The organism is Lysinibacillus sp. UBA5990, from assembly GCF_002429815.1.
Classification (GTDB): domain Bacteria; phylum Bacillota; class Bacilli; order Bacillales_A; family Planococcaceae; genus Lysinibacillus; species Lysinibacillus fusiformis.
Genome location: NZ_DJAY01000016.1, coordinates 98,147 through 116,793 on the forward strand (window position 1 = coordinate 98,147; position 18,647 = coordinate 116,793).

The window sequence follows — 18,647 nt, forward strand, 5'->3', positions numbered from 1 at the left end:
TGATCAGGGATGTAAATAGCGAAATCACTCTGGCAACGGAATCAGATTAAGTGATAGAAACGATAAAAAATAATCTATATATGTAGGTGAATAGAAGCAAACGCGCAATTAAAATAGTTAGACAGTAATCTATAGAGGAGGGGAAAGGATATGACATTGCGAATTGTTTCGGGACGTTCGGGAACAGGGAAATCAGTATTTATTCATCAAGAAATTGTTGAACAGCTAAAGACTGATCCCCTAGGTCATCCTATTTTTGTAATTGTTCCTGACCAGATGTCTTATTCTACTGAATATGAGCTAACGAATAAGCATGGTTTGCATGGCTTGATTCGTGCGCAAGTGATGACGTTTAAGCGTTTAGCATGGCTTGTTTTACAGGAGACAGGTGGTATTGCTCGTAAAGAAGTGAATGGCTATGGTTATCGGATGCTGATCCGTAAACTTTTGGAGGAACAAAAAAGTGAGTTCTCTTTATTCCGACAAGCTGCTGGAAAACGTGGTTTTACGGAGGAAATTGAAACACTTTTAAAAGAATTTAGTCGATATAGTGTCAATAGCTCTGTTTTAGCTGAGGTAACAGAATCTTTAAAGACCATTGACGCACCAAATACCTTACAAGCGAAAACAAATGATTTACATGTCGTTTTGCAGGCTTTAGAAGAACGACTTGGTACGACATATGTCGATAGTGAGGGCTATTATCCGATATTAACGGAGCAATTGAAGTATGCTGAAACAATGAAGCAAGCAACCATCTATATTGATGGATTCACAGCCTTCACTGTGCGAGAGTTAGAGCTGGTACGAGAATTGCTTAAGGTAACTAAACAGGTAACAGTCGTTCTTCCGTTTGATCATATAGAAGAAGCTTTTGATGAACAGGCTCTTTTTCATGAAGCAGCGTTAACGAATCAGCGACTACATGATATAGCAAATGAAGAGGGAATAGACATCGAGGCACCTTTACATTTTTATTATACTCAAAGATTTCAATCTGAAGATTTACAACATGTGGAGGCGAATTTTGCTAATATGGTGCCGCAAACGAAAGAAACTTCTGGAGATGTAATGGTGTTTGAAGCATCGAATCGTCGAGCGGAGGTTCACGCGATTGCCCGGGAAATAACAAAGCTGACAAGGGAAGATGGCTATCGTTATCAAGATATTGTCCTTTTATATCGACAAGCAGAACTTTATGATCCATTGATTACAAGTATTTTTCAACAATATGAAATTCCTATTTTTACAAATACTAAAAAAACAATGCTCCATCATCCATTGATAGAGCTTAGTCGTTCGGCATTAGAAATCATGACGTCTAATTGGAAGTATGAACCTGTATTTCGAAGTGTAAAAACAGATTTGTTTTTCCCCTTACAAGCGGAGCTAACCATTTGGCGTGAGCGAGCTGATCGATTGGAAAACTTTTGCTTAGCGCAAGGAATCTATGGTGAACGTTGGTTTCAAGAGGCTCGTTGGTTTTATAAAAAGTATCGTGGGCTTGAATTTCATTCGCGTGTACAAACAGATGAAGAACGTGCCATGCAAGCAGAAATTGAGGCAATTCGTGACGAAATTCGTCAGCCGTTAAAGGTGTTTCAAGACAAACTGAGTATTGCGCCAACGGGTAAGGAGGTTGCCACTGCTTTATTTGAGCTTGTAGAGTCCCTACAAGTATATGAGAAGCTTCAAGCTATGAAAGATCGTGAGCTTGAGCGGGGGGATGCACTGGCAGCGAGTGAACATGAGCAAGCCTGGAATGAATGGATCAATGTATTGGATCAATTTGTCTATATGTTTGGCGAGCAGGAGATGTCTGTGGAGGAAGCGGCTAAAATTCTTGATGAAGGTTTTGATACATTAGAATTTTCTCGCATTCCGCCAACATTAGATGAGGTTATGGTAGCGACAGTTGATTTAGCTCGTTTATCCAATGTTAAAGTGGCCTTCGTTTTAGGAATGAATGATGGTGTATATCCAACTCGAATGGAATATGAAGGTTTATTGTCAGATACAGAGCGTGAATGGTTTAGTCAAATTGGTTATGAGCTTGCACCAACCTCTTCTAACCGTTTATTACAGGAAAATTTCTTATTTTATCGTGCTGCCACAACACCCTCAGATAAGCTTTATTTGACTTATCCTACAGCAGATGAAGAAGGAAAGGCACTGTTATCGTCACTATATATAAAAAAATTCATAGGAAATGACAAAACAGCTGGTCTGTTAAGTGGTATTCAAGCGGAGCGGGTTGTAATGGATCCAATTGAATTATTAGATGGAAATGCTTTACCGTATTTACGCCATCCACGAACAGCATTAGCCCATTTAATGGTGCAAATACGTCAGGCAGAACATAGCCGTGAACTGGCACCAGAATGGCTGGCGTTAAAAAAATTTTATCAACAGGACCCTTACTGGGCACTTATCTTTGATCGAGTACATTATCCGATTACTCATAAAAATGAAGCAGAGCCATTGGAAACCTATATAACACAAGAGTTATATGGGCAAAAGCTCACATCTAGTGTGTCTCGAATAGAGAAATATTTTAGATGTCCATTTTCTCATTTCACAACGTATGGTCTACGTTTAGAAGAACGTGCGGAGTACCGATTAGAAACCTTTGCAATGGGTGATTTATTCCATGAGGCTCTAAAGTGGATAACAGAGGAAACTCACCGACTGCAGCTATCTTGGATTCGTTTAACAAAACAGCAAATTAAACAGTTGGCACGTCAAGCAGTAGAACAAATTGTTCCTGTCTTCTCCCATCAAATTTTATTATCTAGTGCGCGTTATCGCTATATTCAGCGAAAGCTTATTCGAATTGTGGAGCGCACGATGATGGCATTGACACAGCATGCAAATGTGTCTCACTTTAAACCAATTGCGATAGAGGCTTCGTTTGGCCCAGGACAACATGAACAGCTTCCACCTCTTGAGATTGATTTGACTAGTGGTAAGAAAATGTTTATGCGAGGGCGTATAGATCGAATCGATAGTGCCACGATAGATGACCGTTCTTATTTACGGATTGTTGATTATAAATCATCAGCTAGAGATTTAGATTTAAATGAGGTTTATTATGGATTGTCTTTACAGGTTCTTACTTATTTAGATGTGGCAATGGAAAATAGCTCCTATTGGCTTCCTGGGGAAACGGAGCCAGCTGGGGTACTGTATGTCCATGTCCATAACCCCATGTTAAAACTAGATAAGGATATGACGGATAGTGAAATAGAAGAGGACCGTTTAAAGCAATATAAAATGAAGGGTCTGCTGTCTGAGAATGCTGAGTCCATTTTATCGATGGACGAGCAGTTAGAGGAAAGTAGTGGACACTCAAAAATTATCCCTGTCTATATGAAAAAAGATGGAACACCTTCTGAATCGCAATCTCGCATTGTGCCTGTGAATGATATGAAAAGACTCCAGCATTTCGTACGTCGTAAGCATCAGGAGGCAGGGAATGGGATTTTGTCTGGTGATACTGCCATCAGCCCGTATAAATTAAAATCCAAAACGGCCTGTGATTATTGTCAATTTGCCGCAGTTTGCCAATTTGATCCATCTGATGGTAAACAAAACTACCGTCAGTTGATGCAAGCGAAACCAAATGAAATTGTTGATAAAATTCGGAAGGAGGTAGAGTAGCATGGTCCAAACAATTCCTATAAAACCGGCGGATGTCTCTTGGACAGACGATCAGTGGAAGGCCATTTACGCTAGTGGGCAAGATACACTTGTGTCGGCTGCGGCGGGGTCTGGGAAAACAGCGGTACTGATTAATCGTATGATTGAAAAAGTTATTGCTACTGACAATCCCATCAATGTAGATGAGCTGCTGGTGGTGACCTTTACGAATGCTTCAGCAGCTGAAATGCGCCATCGAATGTCAGAAGCTCTAGAAAAGGCTATAGTAGAAAATCCAACTTCCAATCATTTAAGACGACAACTGAGTCTTATTAATAAGGCGCAAATATCCACATTGCATTCTTTTTGTTTAGCAATTGTTAAACAATATGCTTATATGCTCGACATTGATCCTGGATTTCGTATTGCTAATGAGGCAGAGGTAGCCTTATTAAGAGATGATATAGTAGCGGATGTTCTAGAAGGAGCCTATGATTCTGAAGAAGAGACACAGGTACAAGCTATTTATCGACTTGTGGATAGCTTTACGTCGGATCGAGATGATCAGGCTATTGAGACGCTGATTAGTAAGCTTTATGATACTTCTCGTGTGCACGCAGAGCCTCAAAGGTGGCTGTGGAGTTTACCGAAAGCTTATGAATTAGCGGAGGAAGTGACGATTGATGATTTAGAGCTATCCCACTATGTTAAATTGACTGTTCGACATAGTTTGGAGGAAGCCTTCGTCCTAATTTCAGAAATGCGAGCAATCACCCTCCTACCGGATGGACCAGCCCCATATGCTGAAACGGCAGAAATTGATTTTGCTATGATTCAGGAAGGGATTCGAATAAGTCAGGAAGGTACATGGCAGGAACTCTTTGATTATTTTGCGACCGTTAAATGGTCTACATTAAAACGAGTATCCAAGGATGCTTTAGTAGACGTGGAGCTACAGGAGCTTGCAAAGAAAAAGCGAGAAGCAGCGAAAAAAATTATGAATAAAATGAAAGAAACCTATTTTATTCGCACCCCCGCACGATTGCTAGAAGAAATACGCTTAATGGCGCCAATCATTGGCACATTAGTGGAATTGACAACGATTTTTAGTGAGCAATTCCGACTTGCCAAATTAGAGCGGGGTATTATTGATTTTTCAGATTTAGAGCATTATGCACTGCAAATTTTAACAGTCGAGATAGATGGAGAGCTACAGCCATCTCCCGTAGCACTTGATTTGAAAAAACGTTTTAAAGAAGTACTTGTGGACGAATATCAGGATACAAATATGCTACAGGAAACGATCTTACAACTTGTCAAGTCAGGGGAAGAACAGGATGGTAATCTGTTTATGGTGGGAGACGTCAAACAAAGTATTTATCGTTTCCGCTTAGCTGAACCTAAGCTCTTTATGAGGAAGTATAGTGAGTTTTTGGAAACGCCTGAGGTAACGGGCATGCGTATTGATTTAAATGCTAACTTTCGTAGTCGTAAAGAGGTATTGAACGCGACGAACTATATTTTTGCACAAATTATGGGTGAGCGTGTTGGCGAAATTCTTTATGATGACAATGCGTCATTAAAGCCCGCAGCGCCCTATGATGAAAAAGAAGTACCTGTTGAGCTTGTCGTAATGCACCCTCCACAGGATGAGGAAGCGGAAGACGAGCAAGAGGATAAGACGAAAGAAGCGACTGAGCTAGAGGAATTAAAAAAGTCACAATATGAAGCACGTTTTATTATTGATCGTATTCGACAAATGATGGAAGATGGAACAACTGTTTATGATACGAAATCACTGACAGAAAGACCGTTGAAATATAGTGATATTGTTATTTTAATGCGTTCTATGACATGGTCGACAGATTTAGTGGAGGAATTTAAGCTAGCAGGTATCCCACTCTATGCAGAATCATCCAAAGGCTATTTTGATGCACTGGAAGTCATGATTATGTTAAATGTCCTAAAGGTAGTAGATAACCCTTATCAGGACATCCCATTGGCTTCCGTACTGCGTGCACCGTTTGTTGGCTTAACTGAAAATGAATTAGCTAAAATCCGCTTAGCTGATTCAAAGGTACCTTTCTATGATGCGCTACGACAATTTATTCGAAGTGAAGGACATGGGATACAGACAACTACGTTTGAAAAACTTCAACGCTTTATGCTAGCTTTTGAAAATTGGCGAGATTTAGCACGTCGTGGGTCACTATCAGATTTAATTTGGAAGATTTATTTAGATACACATTATTATGAAATGGTTGGCGCAATGCCAAATGGTAAGCAGCGTCAGGCCAATTTACGCATCTTACATGATCGTGCATTAATGTATGAGCAAACGGCCTTTCGGGGTCTCTTCCGCTTTTTACGCTTTATTGATCGGATGCGTACACGGGGGGATGATTTAGGTACTGCTAAATCAATTGGTGAAAAGGACGATGTAGTACGCCTTGTGACCATTCACTCCTCCAAGGGATTAGAATATCCTGTAGTCTTTGTGGCAGGAATGGGACGTCCGTTTAATAAAATGGATTTTCATAATCCTTATTTATTCGACCAAGATTTTGGACTAGCTGTAAAGGCTATTGACCCAGAAAATCGGATTACTTATACTTCGTTACCGTTTTTGGCGCTAAAAGAGAAGAAAGAGCTAGAAATGCGTGCAGAGGAAATGCGTGTTTTATATGTTGCTATGACACGTGCTAAGGAACGTCTGATTTTAGTGGGCTCCGTGAAAAATTGGGAGAAAACACGGGACAGCTGGCAGGATGCACAAAATATATCAAATGATGCACCGCTTCAAGAATATTTGCGGGCTAGAGCTAATAGCTATCTAGACTGGGTTGGACCAGCAGTGGCAAGGCATGGTGACTTTGCCTCTCAAGCTACCACTTCATATAAGGAATTGGACAGTCCATCCCATTGGTGGATACAGCCGGTTGATACGAGACATTATTCGTATGATATACAGGCATTTGATGATGACATACAACAACTCCTTACAACACAAGAGGACGAGGCGCTTTTATCCGAAATAACGACACGCTTTCAAGCGCAGTATACGTACCAAAAATCAACAAGAAAACGTTCTAAAACATCGGTTAGTGAAATTAAACGTATAGAAAACTTACAGCGTCAGGAGGAGCCAGAATATTATTTTGCGACTCCAGCTAAGCGGACGTCAGCTTCTATTGCACCACGACCAACATTTTTACAGGATCAACAACTAACAGGTGCCGAAATAGGAACGGCTGTCCATACAGTGATGCAGCATATTCCACAGTTTGGCTTTGATGATATTGAAGCTGTAAAAGGCTTTGTAGCAGATTTAGTAGCAAAACAGCTACTGACAGAGGCAGAAGGAAAAGTGGTCCCTATAGCGAAAGTTTTTCATTTCTTTCATACTGAAATTGGGCAACGCTTTAAGCAGGCAAGACAGATTCGTAGAGAAATGCCATTTACTATTAGTAGAGTAGATGAAGATGGTGATGCTCAAATTGTCCAAGGGATTATCGACTGTTTGTTTGAGGATGAATATGGCAATTGGGTCTTGCTAGATTATAAGACAGACCGTATTTTGCCTCATTTTGCAAAGGAGCCCGCCCTGACAAAAGAAATAATGGGGCGTTATGCTGTTCAGCTTCGTGTTTATAGTGAGGCTATTGAGTCCATTTTACAAATTAAAGTAAGCGATAAAGTGCTGTATTTATTCGATAATGAACAAACTGTACAGGCATAAGTTTTTGTTATGGAAAAGCGGAGGATGCAATTTTTTGCTTGCTCTGCTTCAACCATAGCTGCTATTTAAGAGGAGGCTATTTTGTGGAGTTCAAACCGACAATGTTGCAGGATCGACTAGCAACATTAGATATTTTACGAGGTATTAGTTTATTAGGCATTTTGCTTGTAAATATGTATACCTTTTATTTGCCAATGCCGCATATTGATTTAGCATCTTGGTTTACAACACCATCAGATATCGTATGGCAGAAAAATTTAGATATTTATGTACAAAGTAGCTTTTATCCGCTGTTTGCGATGCTATTTGGATATGGGCTTGCCATGCAGTGGCAAAAAGCACAAAGTCGGGGGCAAAATTTCTATACGCTAGGATTACGTAGACTTTCTGTATTATTTGCCTTTGGTTTCATACATGCCGTGCTAATATGGTGGGGCGATATTTTAATGATGTACGCATTTTGTGGGGTATTTTTAGTGCTTTTACTACGTTTAAGCCCTATTTGGTTAGTGGTTAGTGCACTTATAATTAACGGTTTGATGCAAGTTTTTATGTTATTTGTCATAGGCATTATGCAGTTTACTACGAAGGTGGATGACTATTTAGATATTGTATCTGTAGAGAAGGCGATTACAGCTTACGGTACTGGAAACTGGCTAGATGCTTTTATGCAACGCTTAACAGACTTATCGACGCAAGCAGGTATAGGGATGTGGTTTGCGGCATTGTTTACTATTTTACCATATATGTTAATAGGCGCAGCTGCATCAAAATGGCGTCTAGTAGAGCGAGCAAAAGAATTAAAATGGCTATGGCTAGCATTTGCGATTACTGGGTTGATTATAGGTATAACGATTAAAAGTTTACCAATTATGTTTACACGGACGTATTTATTTGATTATTTAAAGGTATACATAGGTGGCCCCATTCTTTCAGTGGGCTATATCGCGATCATAGTGCTACTTTGCCTGTTACCAATTGTACCTAAGCTACTTAGTCCTTTTGGCAAAATCGGTCGGATGTCGTTAACGATGTATATTATGCAATCCATTATCGGCACGTGTTTATTCTATCAATTTGGCTTTGGCTGGTATGGGAAGGTAAGTGTAGAAACAGGCGTATTCATTGCCATTGGAATAATTGTTGTGCAAATGATCATAGCCGAAATTTGGTTATCAAAATGGAAGCAAGGTCCTTTAGAGGCTTTATGGCGTAAATTAACGTATAAGGAAAAAGTGGAAATACGATAATATATTCCGCTTCACATGCATAATTTATGAATATATAACAACTTATAAAATTATTGTCGCAAAAGTGAGGCAATTTCTATCATATTGTTGTATCATGTAGAAAAAAGAAGGAGCTCTTTCAATCATGAAAATTTTATCATTCAAATTAGGTGGACATGTAAGCTTTGGACCAAAAGTAAAAAAAGAAGAAGCGGTATGGGATGTACTCGCTATTCAAAATGAACTTCAAGTTCTCCCTTCTTTTTCAAGTTCTATTGTAGATGGTATTGCTCTAGGCTTTGATTTTGTTGAACAGATTCGTAAATTAGTAGAAGCAGCTGAAAAATCTGATCGTGCTAATAGTTTTAAACGTGAATTTACAGAAATCGAGTGGCTTTCACCAATTCCACGTACACCAAAAAATATTATGTGTATAGGTAAAAATTATAATGAACATGCCAAAGAAATGGGTGCAGAAGCAGCACCTACGGAATTAATGGTATTTACAAAATCGCCAACGGCTATTGCGGCAGATGGACAAACACTTTCCATTCACGCAGACCTTTCATCGAAAATGGATTATGAAGGGGAGCTTGCTATTGTAATTGGAAAACGCGGTAAAAACATTCCGAAAAACTTAGCATATGATTATGTTTTTGGTTATACAATTGCCAATGATATAACAGCTCGTGATTTACAAGAGAAGCATAAACAATTCTTTTTAGGTAAAAGCTTGGAGGGCACTTGTCCGCTTGGACCATATCTTGTGACAAAGGATGAAATTCCAAATCCTCAGGACTTAACAGTAGTCACAAAGGTAAACGATGAAGTGCGCCAGAATGGCTCGACGAAGGACATGATGTTCTCAGTTGAAACTTTAGTATCTATCCTATCTCAGCATGTAACACTTGAGCCAGGTGATGTTATTTTAACAGGTACACCAGCAGGAGTTGGAAAAGGCATGAACCCGCCACAATTCTTAAAGGCTGGAGATACGGTAAAAGTATCTATTCAAGGCATCGGTACTTTAGTCAACCATTTTGAATAATAATTGGGAATCCGCGTGAGTCTTTACTCCGCGGATTTTTTTATTACTTCACGTGTAAGTTGCTTTTTAGGGAGTTTCTACGTCACAAATGGTGTAAATTATGTGAACACTATTGTAATGTTTGAAACCCTTTCCATCGCATGGTAGGATAGAGTTTGATAGAAAAATGAATGAGGTGGGACAAACATGGGTTTTTTAACTAGCCAAACGCATTTGCATATTACTACGTGGGTAGTAGCTATTGTTATCTTTTTAATCGCTGCGCTAATGGGCAAGCAATCAAAAGGCTTACATATGACATTGCGTCTATTTTATGTACTAATTATCATTACAGGTGGGGCATTATTCATTGAAGGCATGAATTACAACATGGGCATGCTTTACGGCTTTAAATTCATAGGTGGTATTCTTGTAATTGGTATGATGGAAATGGTTTTAGTACGCCAAAAGAAAAACAAACCAACTGGCATGTTTTGGATTTTATTTGCAGTATTCTTATTGATTACATTGTTCCTAGGCTTCAAGCTACCAATGGGTCAAAATTTCTTAGCATAATATTTGGTGAAAGTCGTGAAGTATTTGCTTCGCGGCTTTTATTTTATTAAAAACTGCGATCATACTGAAATGGAAGGGAACGGACACCTTTTTGCCGTAATTCCTTCCGCATTTTCGTAAAATCTTTTGAAAAGATAGCGACGTGACAGTGATATTTGGTAAAATGACGATGGATTGGTTTGAAAGAGAGGGAATAACAGTGAAATTCAAGAAGTGGATAAGTGCGACAGCTGCATCACTTTTACTAGCTACTACATTCGTAAGTGCTACACCTGTAGCACATGCGGATGAAAAAGTGACAACATCGATTGCAGAAGAGAGCATCTATGATTTACTCGTTGACCGTTTCTTTAATGGCTCGGGCGCAAACGATTTTGATACAAATACGCAAGACCCTTCGAAATTTGCAGGAGGGGATTTTACAGGTTTACAAGATAAATTAAAATTTATCGGTGAAATGGGCTATACGATTGTTTCCATTGGACCTATTTATTCCACAGAGAAATATGATGGATCCATGCTAACAAGCTATTCTACGATTGAACGCCATTTTGGGACTGCAGAAGAATTTCAAAGTGTTGTAGAGGCTTACAAAGCTAAAAATATGTCTATAATGGTGGATTTTCCACTCAATGATGTAAGTCCTAATCATGAATGGGCAAAGGATACTGCGAAAGCAGACTGGATTGCTTCTACGAATAATGGACAAGTTCAATGGGATTTAACGAATACAGATGTGCAAGAAGCACTTATTCAATCAGCAATCGATTTTGTTTCTACATATGAAATTGGTGGAATTCGATTAACTCATATTTCAGATGCTGATACGGATTTTATCAATAAAATGATAGCAGCATTAAAAGAGACAAAAGCATCTCTTTATGTCATAACAAATGAAGCGAGCGAGGCTGATTTTGATGCAACCTTCTCACCAGCGACAGCAGAAATTTATCGCAATATCTTTAAGAATGTTGATATGGACTCATCTAAATTAACAGAGCCGTTTTCAGGAGAAAAACCGACGCAAATTATGGTGGATTCTTTAGAAACCCACCGTTTTACATTCGATTCTGCGAATGAAAACATGTTCCCGCCTACACGTTTAAAAATGGCTATGGGTGCTTTATTTATGATGCCAGGAACTCCAGTTGTCCAATATGGTACAGAAATTGCAATGAACGGGGAAGCTAAACCTGATACACATCAACTTTATAACTTTAAAACAGATGAAGAATTAATTGACTATATTAAAAATGTTCAATCCTTACGAAATCAGTCTGCCACTTTACGTAATGGTGATTTTAACGTCATTACAAATGAAAATGGTCTACTTGTCTTTACGCGTACTTCAGATGAAGAGCAATGGGTAATTATGGTCAATAATACGAGCAAAACACAACGCGTGGACTTAACACCAGAACAACTGGGTGAAGGGAAAATGCTAAACGGGATTTTACATGAGGAAAAAGTTCGTATAAACGAAAAGCAAGTGTATCCAGTCATTTTAGACAGAGAAATGGTAGAGATTTATCAGGTTCGCAATGATGAGGGGCTAAACGTTCCGTATATGGTTGCCCTGGGCTTAGTTTGGGTTATCTTTATTGGCTTTGTTGTAATCATCATTAAACGAGGAAAAGTTCGTCGTCAAGAACAAGACGCTTCTTAATATCTAAACAAAAAATAGCATGCTAGGAGTCATCCTAACATGCTATTTTTGTTTTAATTTAGTAATGCTCCAACAGCTCGGCAATTCCGAGCTATCATGGTTTAGCCTTCATAGCTCTTATTTGTGAAGAAAATCGCGATAGTGCCTGGCCCTACATGCGAACCGATGGCTGAGCCAATCATCGTAATTTGAACAGCCTGAGGAGAAAAACGCTCCTGAATGGATGCTTTTGCTTCATTGGCAAAGGCCATATCATCACTATGACTAATACCAACAATTTTATTCGTAAAGTTACCTCCACGCTCCTGCATTAAATCCAGCATACGATTAAGTGCTTTTTTACGACCACGTGATTTTTCTATCGGTACAAGTTTGCCATCTTCAACATTTAAAATAGGTTTAATGCTTAGAAGGCCACCTAAAAAGGCACTAGCTTTTGAGACACGGCCACCTTTAGCAAGGTAGTCCAAATCTTCAACTGTAAATAAATGCTCTATTTGAGGAGCGAAAGCGCTAATTCTAGACGCTACATCTTCAAATGAGGTACCTAAATTTCTAAGCCGAACAGCTTCTTCCACAACAAGACCATGTCCTAGTGATGCACATTTAGAGTCGATAATGACTAACTTCAATGAAGGATATTGTTCTAATACTTGATTACGAATCATTTGAGCAGTACTATATGTGCCGGATAATTCTGATGAAAAGGCAATATAGATACCTTCTTCTTCATTTTTAGCTAAATCTTCAAAGTGCTTCAAAAAAAGCTCTGGCGACACTTGAGATGTTTTGGGTTGGGCACCTTGACGGATTCCATCATAAACCTCTTTGGAATCAATGGAAATGACATCTTCATATTCTTTGTTGTTCAATTGCACTCGTAAAGGGAGTAGCACGACATCATTTTCTTCATAGTAAGACTTTGGTAGATCACATCCACTATCCGTAAAAATCTTCATTCTCTTGTCCCCCTAATTTCAACTTACTTTTTAAAGCCTTTTTAGCTTTATTCAGTCGGTACTCACTTAAATCAACCGGAAGGGGTACCACTGAATAAAGTTAAACTGGTAAAAATGGTATGGTAACTTGAACTTACTACTTAACTATGATAATTTCAAGCGTTCGATGAGTATTTTTGCAATCCCATCATCATTATTTGTAGTAGTGATTTCATTGGCAATATTTTTAAGGCTGGATATACCATTCCCCATCGCTACGCCAAGTCCAGCATATTCGATCATCTCTAAATCATTGTCTTCATCACCAAATGCAATAATACGTTCACGTGGAATACCTAAATCATTCGCTACATGTGCAATGCCTACTGCTTTATTTAATCCACGTCGAACAATTTCTATAATATGAAGAGGTGCGCCCCAACGACGGTGTTCAATAACTTCAGCGTGCACTGCCTGTAAGTGATCGCGGATAATGACAGAATTGTCTTCATTTGCCTGTATCAGTAAACTTGTAGGATTATCTAAGAGATGTGTGTATAAATCCCCAAGTGTAATTTTGGGATTACCCATATTAAAAATATTTAAGATGCGATCATCCTCTGTGTGTACATAAATATCATCCTTTACCTCAGCGATAATATTTTCATACTCATAACTATTAATGGAATTAACGACATCATGGACAACACTTAAATCAATGGGAGTGTGCATATGCTGCCAAGAGGCATTTTTAGGGTGATGCACATAGGCGCCATTAAAGTTGACTATTGGTGTTGTAAGCCCAAGCTCATGATAATAAATATCACTGGCACGGTATGGACGGCCAGTTGCAATCATTACTTGATGTCCTTGTTCCTTAGCCTGCAATAATGATTTTTTTGTTTTTGCGGAAATTTGTTGTTGGTCTGTTAATAAAGTACCATCTAAATCCAATACGATTAAATGCGGTTTCATAGCTCGTTGCCCCTTTCCTATAGTTTGAATAGTATCTCTTTGTCTTTCATTCGTCAAAATTTTGTCACAGTGAAAAAAGTTTGCTAACATAAAGATGAGACAAGAGTTGGGAGTGACAAGAATGTTTGTAGAAAAAGAAATGTGGGGAAATATTCCTTTATTACATATACATACAGACAATATGAATGAAGATACCCCGGTAGTGATCTTTTTACATGGCTTTATGAGTGCAAAAGAACATAACTTACACTATGCATATCAATTGGTGCATAAAGGGGTGCGTGTCCTATTACCAGATGCAAAATTTCATGGTGACCGTAGCGAAGGCCTCTCAGATATACAAATGAACTTGAAATTTTGGGACATTGTTATAAATTCTATTCATGAAGTGGAACAATTATATAATGAATTAAAGAATAAAAATTTATTAGCTCATCATAAAATTGGCATAGCAGGTACGTCCATGGGTGGTATTGTGACATCAGGTTGTCTTAAGCTTTATGATTGGATTCAAACGGCTGCAATATGTATGGGTGCGCCTGGTTTTATAAAATTGGGTGAATACCAATTGCAACAATTCACAAAAAGTGGTGTCAATTGGCCCATGACAGAGGAAGATGTTCAAAAGATTAATGAAGTCCTAGCAACCTATGATGTCAGTCTAACTCCTGAAAAATTTGCCGGACGCCCGATTTTCTTTTGGCACGGTGAATTAGATAAAACCGTACCTTTCCATGAAACATATAAATTTTATGAAACCTTACGGGAATACTATCAAGCAAACCCTGAAAATTTAACATTCATGGTGAATAAAAAGGCTGGACATGCTGTACCACGTGATGGAATGCTGGCAGCAACAGATTGGCTTGCAGAGCATTTGGCATAATATGATGCATCTGCTATGATAAGGTTAACACTATGATGGAAGGAGAAATGGGAATGGATCAAGATATGAAAGATAGCATGTTAGGTGCATTAGAAAACGTAATTGACCCTGAGCTTGGAATTGATATCGTCAACTTAGGTTTAGTATATGATGTAGAATTAGATGATGAAGGTGTAGCGACGGTTACAATGACGCTAACATCGATGGGGTGTCCCCTTGGCCCAGTGATTGTGGATCAAGTGAATACAGCATTAAATGAACTTCCAGAAGTGAAAAGTACAAATGTAAACATTGTATGGAATCCACCTTGGTCAAAAGATAAAATGTCACGCTATGCAAAAATGGCATTGGGTGTACGCTAATATTATTTATTAAAAATCCCTGCTTATTATAAATAGGCAGGGATTTAGCATGTAACGAATTAATCGATACGGCATACTTGTAATGGACAATTTTCGCAGGCAATCTCATTTTTTAAAAATTGTAAATCATGAATAGTAATAAAGCCTTTGTCAAAAGTCAAAATGTCATGTTTTTTTAAATCATTCAACATACGATTAATCATTTCACGACTAGTCGCACACAAATTAGCAATTTCCGTATTCGTTAGTTGAAACTCAATAAAAATGGAACCATCCTCTAAAGGTTTACCATACGTATTAGATAGACGAATGAGTGTTGAAAACAAGGCACCCTTTTTCCCATTTAACACTAAATCACGCAAACGACTTTGATGCTTTAAATTTTCTGTTTGTAGCCACTTCATATATTCCACCATGATCGTAGGCTGTTCTTCTAGTAAATGTTCTAATGATTTTCGACTTAAAACATACAGCGTAGCAGATTCTAAAACTTTTGCAGTCATGGAGTTATAGACAAGGTTACAAAATAATGAACCTTCTCCAATGATACTATCAGGACCACATATACGAATCGTCAATTCCTTGCCAGTTTCGGTTTCTTGACTAATCGATATAACACCTGACTTAATATAGTATATTTCCTTTGACCGTTCGCCCTCTAGAAAAATTTTATTCCCTTTAGTTACTTTGATAAAAACACCATGCTTTTGAAAAAGGTCCATAATTTTTTCAAACATATTATCCATTGAAACCATATCTCCAACACATCGCTTTCTTTTTGTAATAAATGGCGATTATTACAAAAGGACAGTGGACTTTTCGATACTAAAACATAGAAACATACAGTTATTATAACGTAAATTTTCAAGAATAAGTGTAAAAATTTAGTGCTATTTCTTTGCGAAGAACTGTCGAGTGATGTAAAATAAAGTTAGTCAAAGAAGGTCAAACTTTTAAAAAGAACCACAATGGGTATAAAAATTATGCGAAATATTAAAGTAAAGGAGTGCTAGTTATGCAATTTCAACAAACAGATAATCAAAAGCCATTAGAGCAATTTGGACGTAATTTAATAGAAGAAGTGAAAAATGGCAAAATGGATCCTGTCATTGGGCGCGATGAGGAAATTCGAAATGTCATTCGTATTTTAACACGTAAAACAAAAAATAATCCTGTATTAATTGGTGAGCCAGGAGTTGGTAAAACAGCGATTGTAGAAGGTTTAGCGCAACGTATTGTGAAGGGTGATGTACCAGAGGGCTTGAAAGAGTGCGTGCTATACGAGCTGGATATGAGTGCCTTAATCGCAGGTGCAAGCTACCGTGGCCAATTTGAAGAGCGTTTAAAAGGCGTGTTAAAAGAGGTTAAGGATTCAGAAGGACAGATCATTTTATTTATTGATGAAATTCATACAATTGTAGGCGCAGGCAAAACGGATGGTGCAATGGATGCAGGAAATATGTTAAAGCCCATGCTAGCCCGTGGAGAATTACACTGTATCGGTGCCACTACATTAGATGAATATCGTATGTATATTGAAAAAGATCCTGCCTTAGAACGTCGGTTCCAGCAAGTTCTTGTACGCGAGCCTTCAATTGAAGATACTGTGTCTATTTTACGAGGCTTAAAAGAACGCTTTGAATTACATCATGCAGTACGTATTCATGACCGCGCGATTGTGGCTGCAGCAGAACTCTCCAATCGTTATATTACAGAGCGATTTTTACCAGATAAGGCGATTGATTTAATTGATGAGGCATGTGCAATGATCCGTACAGAAATTGATTCAATGCCACAGGAACTAGATGCCGTGACTCGACGTATTATGCAACTAGAGATTGAAGAACAAGCGTTACGTAAGGAGAAGGACGAAGCGAGTAAAAAACGTCTTGAGCAATTACGAGAGGAATTGGCTAAGTTAAAAGAGTCCTCTGAGGGGATGCGGCAACAATGGGAAGCAGAGAAGGAAAAGCTACATGATATTCAGAAAAAACGGGAGACATTAGATAAATACCGCCGTGATTTAGATGAGGCGGAAAGTAAGTATGATTTAAATAAAGCTGCTGAATTACGTCATGGTAAGATTCCAACACTTGAAAAAGACATTCAGGTGCTCGAGAAAGAATTAGAAAGCGGTGCAGAGACCCGTATTTTACGTGAAGAAGTGACAGCTGAAGAAATTGCAGCAATTGTTTCTCGCTGGACTGGTATTCCTGTGACAAAACTAGTGGAGGGCGAGCGAGAAAAACTATTGCGTTTAAAAGAAACATTACATGAACGGGTAGTTGGACAAGATACAGCTGTTCAATTAGTAACAGAGGCTGTATGGCGTGCCCGTGCAGGTATTAAAGATCCGCATCGGCCAATTGGTAGTTTTTTATTCTTAGGTCCAACAGGTGTTGGTAAAACAGAGCTTGCTAAGGCACTAGCTGCTCAATTATTTGATTCAGAAGATCATTTTATTCGTATTGATATGAGCGAATATATGGAGAAGCATAGCGTGTCTCGTTTAGTTGGTGCTCCTCCAGGTTACATTGGCTATGAGGAAGGCGGTCAATTAACAGAAGCTGTACGTCGTAACCCTTATTCTGTAGTGTTATTAGATGAAATTGAAAAAGCACACCCAGATGTGGCTAATATTTTATTGCAAATTTTAGATGACGGTCGAATTACAGATAGTCAAGGGCGTATGGTCAATTTTACAAATACCGTCGTGATTTTAACATCGAATATCGGCTCTAGTTATTTAATGGAGGCTAAAGATGACGATCCAAGCGTTGAAGACTTGGTTATGACAGCTCTCAGACAGCATTTCAAACCAGAGTTATTAAACCGTATGGATGATATTATCTTTTTCCATGCCTTATCAAATAAGCACTTTACAGCAATTGCTTGGAAGTATGTGGAGCAGTTAATTAAACGTGTGGCAGAACAAGAAATTACATTAGCTGTCGACCAAGAAGTAATTGATTGGGTTGTCCTACAAGGAGCAGATGCTCAATTTGGGGCAAGACCACTAAAACGCTTTGTACAACGACATATCGAAACGGCTGTGGCTATGGAACTGCTACGAGGCGAGGTATTGCCTGGAGAAACATTGCATGTAAAAATGCATGATGGCCATTGTATAGTGGAAAAATAGCAGAAAAAACCTGTTTCGCATAATGCGGAACAGGTTTTTTCTAGCTGAATTAATGATGGTCTGCAGCCTCTGGTGTAGGATCGTTTGGAATGATTGCTCCAATAATAAAAATTAAGATGGAGAATACAACTGAAACGATTGCCCCTGTCTTAAAATCAAATGGTGCACCAAGTACAGAGCTGACTACATAGTTTAACATAGAAACTAGTAGGAATGACCATACGAACGTTACGATATATTGCATTAATTTCACCTCAACCGAACTTTTTTCATCATAAGTTTTTACTCATATTCATTATCATATCATAACATAAATCGAAAAAAAATGAATCTTTTATGTGAAACATGGCGAATTTGTCACAACAAATACAAGGTTTTGCATTTTATAATTCTCATGTATTTTTTGAGGCATTCAATTTGCCAAAGTATGCAAACCTGAAAAAAGGTATTTGGAAACTCTATAGACTT

Annotated in this window: 13 protein-coding genes; 9 read left to right on the forward strand and 4 right to left on the reverse strand. The window is 38.4% G+C overall.

Annotation, left to right across the window (positions count from 1 at the left end; translation table 11 throughout):
• Positions 1 to 150 precede the first annotated feature (150 nt).
• The 6 genes from addB (at position 151) to B3D94_RS22315 (ending at position 11,876) form a co-directional block, all read left to right on the forward strand.
• The gene (addB, locus tag B3D94_RS22290; protein ID WP_291760961.1) at positions 151 to 3,660 is read left to right on the forward strand and encodes a helicase-exonuclease AddAB subunit AddB; all 3,510 of its coding nucleotides are present in this window, start codon (positions 151 to 153) and stop codon (positions 3,658 to 3,660) included.
• Position 3,661: 1 nt separating this feature from the next.
• Positions 3,662 to 7,378 (forward strand): helicase-exonuclease AddAB subunit AddA, encoded by a 3,717-nt coding sequence (gene addA / locus B3D94_RS22295; protein ID WP_291760964.1) that lies wholly within the window; start codon positions 3,662 to 3,664, stop codon positions 7,376 to 7,378.
• 83 nt (positions 7,379 to 7,461) lie between these two features.
• Positions 7,462 to 8,628: a DUF418 domain-containing protein gene (locus B3D94_RS22300; protein ID WP_291760967.1), complete on the forward strand. Its 1,167-nt coding sequence runs from the start codon at positions 7,462 to 7,464 to the stop codon at positions 8,626 to 8,628.
• 124 nt (positions 8,629 to 8,752) lie between these two features.
• Complete coding sequence (locus tag B3D94_RS22305) at positions 8,753 to 9,655, forward strand: fumarylacetoacetate hydrolase family protein (protein ID WP_025116790.1); 903 nt, start codon at positions 8,753 to 8,755, stop codon at positions 9,653 to 9,655.
• 186 nt (positions 9,656 to 9,841) lie between these two features.
• Positions 9,842 to 10,210 carry a YisL family protein gene (locus B3D94_RS22310; protein WP_012292941.1) on the forward strand — a complete coding sequence of 123 codons (369 nt, stop codon included), beginning with the start codon at positions 9,842 to 9,844 and terminating at the stop codon, positions 10,208 to 10,210.
• A 199-nt stretch (positions 10,211 to 10,409) separates the two neighbouring features.
• Positions 10,410 to 11,876: an alpha-amylase family glycosyl hydrolase gene (locus tag B3D94_RS22315; protein WP_291760974.1), complete on the forward strand. Its 1,467-nt coding sequence runs from the start codon at positions 10,410 to 10,412 to the stop codon at positions 11,874 to 11,876.
• Positions 11,877 to 11,977: 101 nt separating this feature from the next.
• Here the strand turns inward: B3D94_RS22315 and B3D94_RS22320 are convergent, their stop codons facing one another.
• Together B3D94_RS22320 and B3D94_RS22325 are read right to left on the reverse strand one after the other, a co-directional pair.
• The gene (locus B3D94_RS22320) at positions 11,978 to 12,835 is read right to left on the reverse strand and encodes a DegV family protein (RefSeq protein WP_069480125.1); all 858 of its coding nucleotides are present in this window, start codon (positions 12,833 to 12,835) and stop codon (positions 11,978 to 11,980) included.
• Positions 12,836 to 12,979: 144 nt separating this feature from the next.
• Positions 12,980 to 13,789 carry a Cof-type HAD-IIB family hydrolase gene (locus tag B3D94_RS22325; protein WP_291760979.1) on the reverse strand — a complete coding sequence of 270 codons (810 nt, stop codon included), beginning with the start codon at positions 13,787 to 13,789 and terminating at the stop codon, positions 12,980 to 12,982.
• A gap of 121 nt (positions 13,790 to 13,910) precedes the next feature.
• Between B3D94_RS22325 and B3D94_RS22330 the strand changes: the two genes are divergently transcribed.
• Positions 13,911 to 14,675 (forward strand): prolyl oligopeptidase family serine peptidase, encoded by a 765-nt coding sequence (locus tag B3D94_RS22330; protein ID WP_291760982.1) that lies wholly within the window; start codon positions 13,911 to 13,913, stop codon positions 14,673 to 14,675.
• A 53-nt stretch (positions 14,676 to 14,728) separates the two neighbouring features.
• Complete coding sequence (locus B3D94_RS22335) at positions 14,729 to 15,037, forward strand: metal-sulfur cluster assembly factor (RefSeq protein WP_036123413.1); 309 nt, start codon at positions 14,729 to 14,731, stop codon at positions 15,035 to 15,037.
• A gap of 59 nt (positions 15,038 to 15,096) precedes the next feature.
• On the opposite strand, the gene B3D94_RS22340 is transcribed toward B3D94_RS22335, so the two are convergent.
• Positions 15,097 to 15,783: a Crp/Fnr family transcriptional regulator gene (locus tag B3D94_RS22340; RefSeq protein ID WP_258267813.1), complete on the reverse strand. Its 687-nt coding sequence runs from the start codon at positions 15,781 to 15,783 to the stop codon at positions 15,097 to 15,099.
• A gap of 269 nt (positions 15,784 to 16,052) precedes the next feature.
• On the opposite strand from B3D94_RS22340, the gene B3D94_RS22345 reads away from it, so the two are divergent.
• Positions 16,053 to 18,179, forward strand: a complete 2,127-nt coding sequence (locus B3D94_RS22345; protein WP_083244599.1) for an ATP-dependent Clp protease ATP-binding subunit — start codon at positions 16,053 to 16,055, stop codon at positions 18,177 to 18,179.
• A gap of 49 nt (positions 18,180 to 18,228) precedes the next feature.
• Here B3D94_RS22345 and B3D94_RS22350 read toward each other — a convergent pair whose 3' ends face one another.
• Positions 18,229 to 18,423: a YjzD family protein gene (locus B3D94_RS22350; RefSeq protein WP_025116798.1), complete on the reverse strand. Its 195-nt coding sequence runs from the start codon at positions 18,421 to 18,423 to the stop codon at positions 18,229 to 18,231.
• Positions 18,424 to 18,647 lie beyond the last annotated feature (224 nt).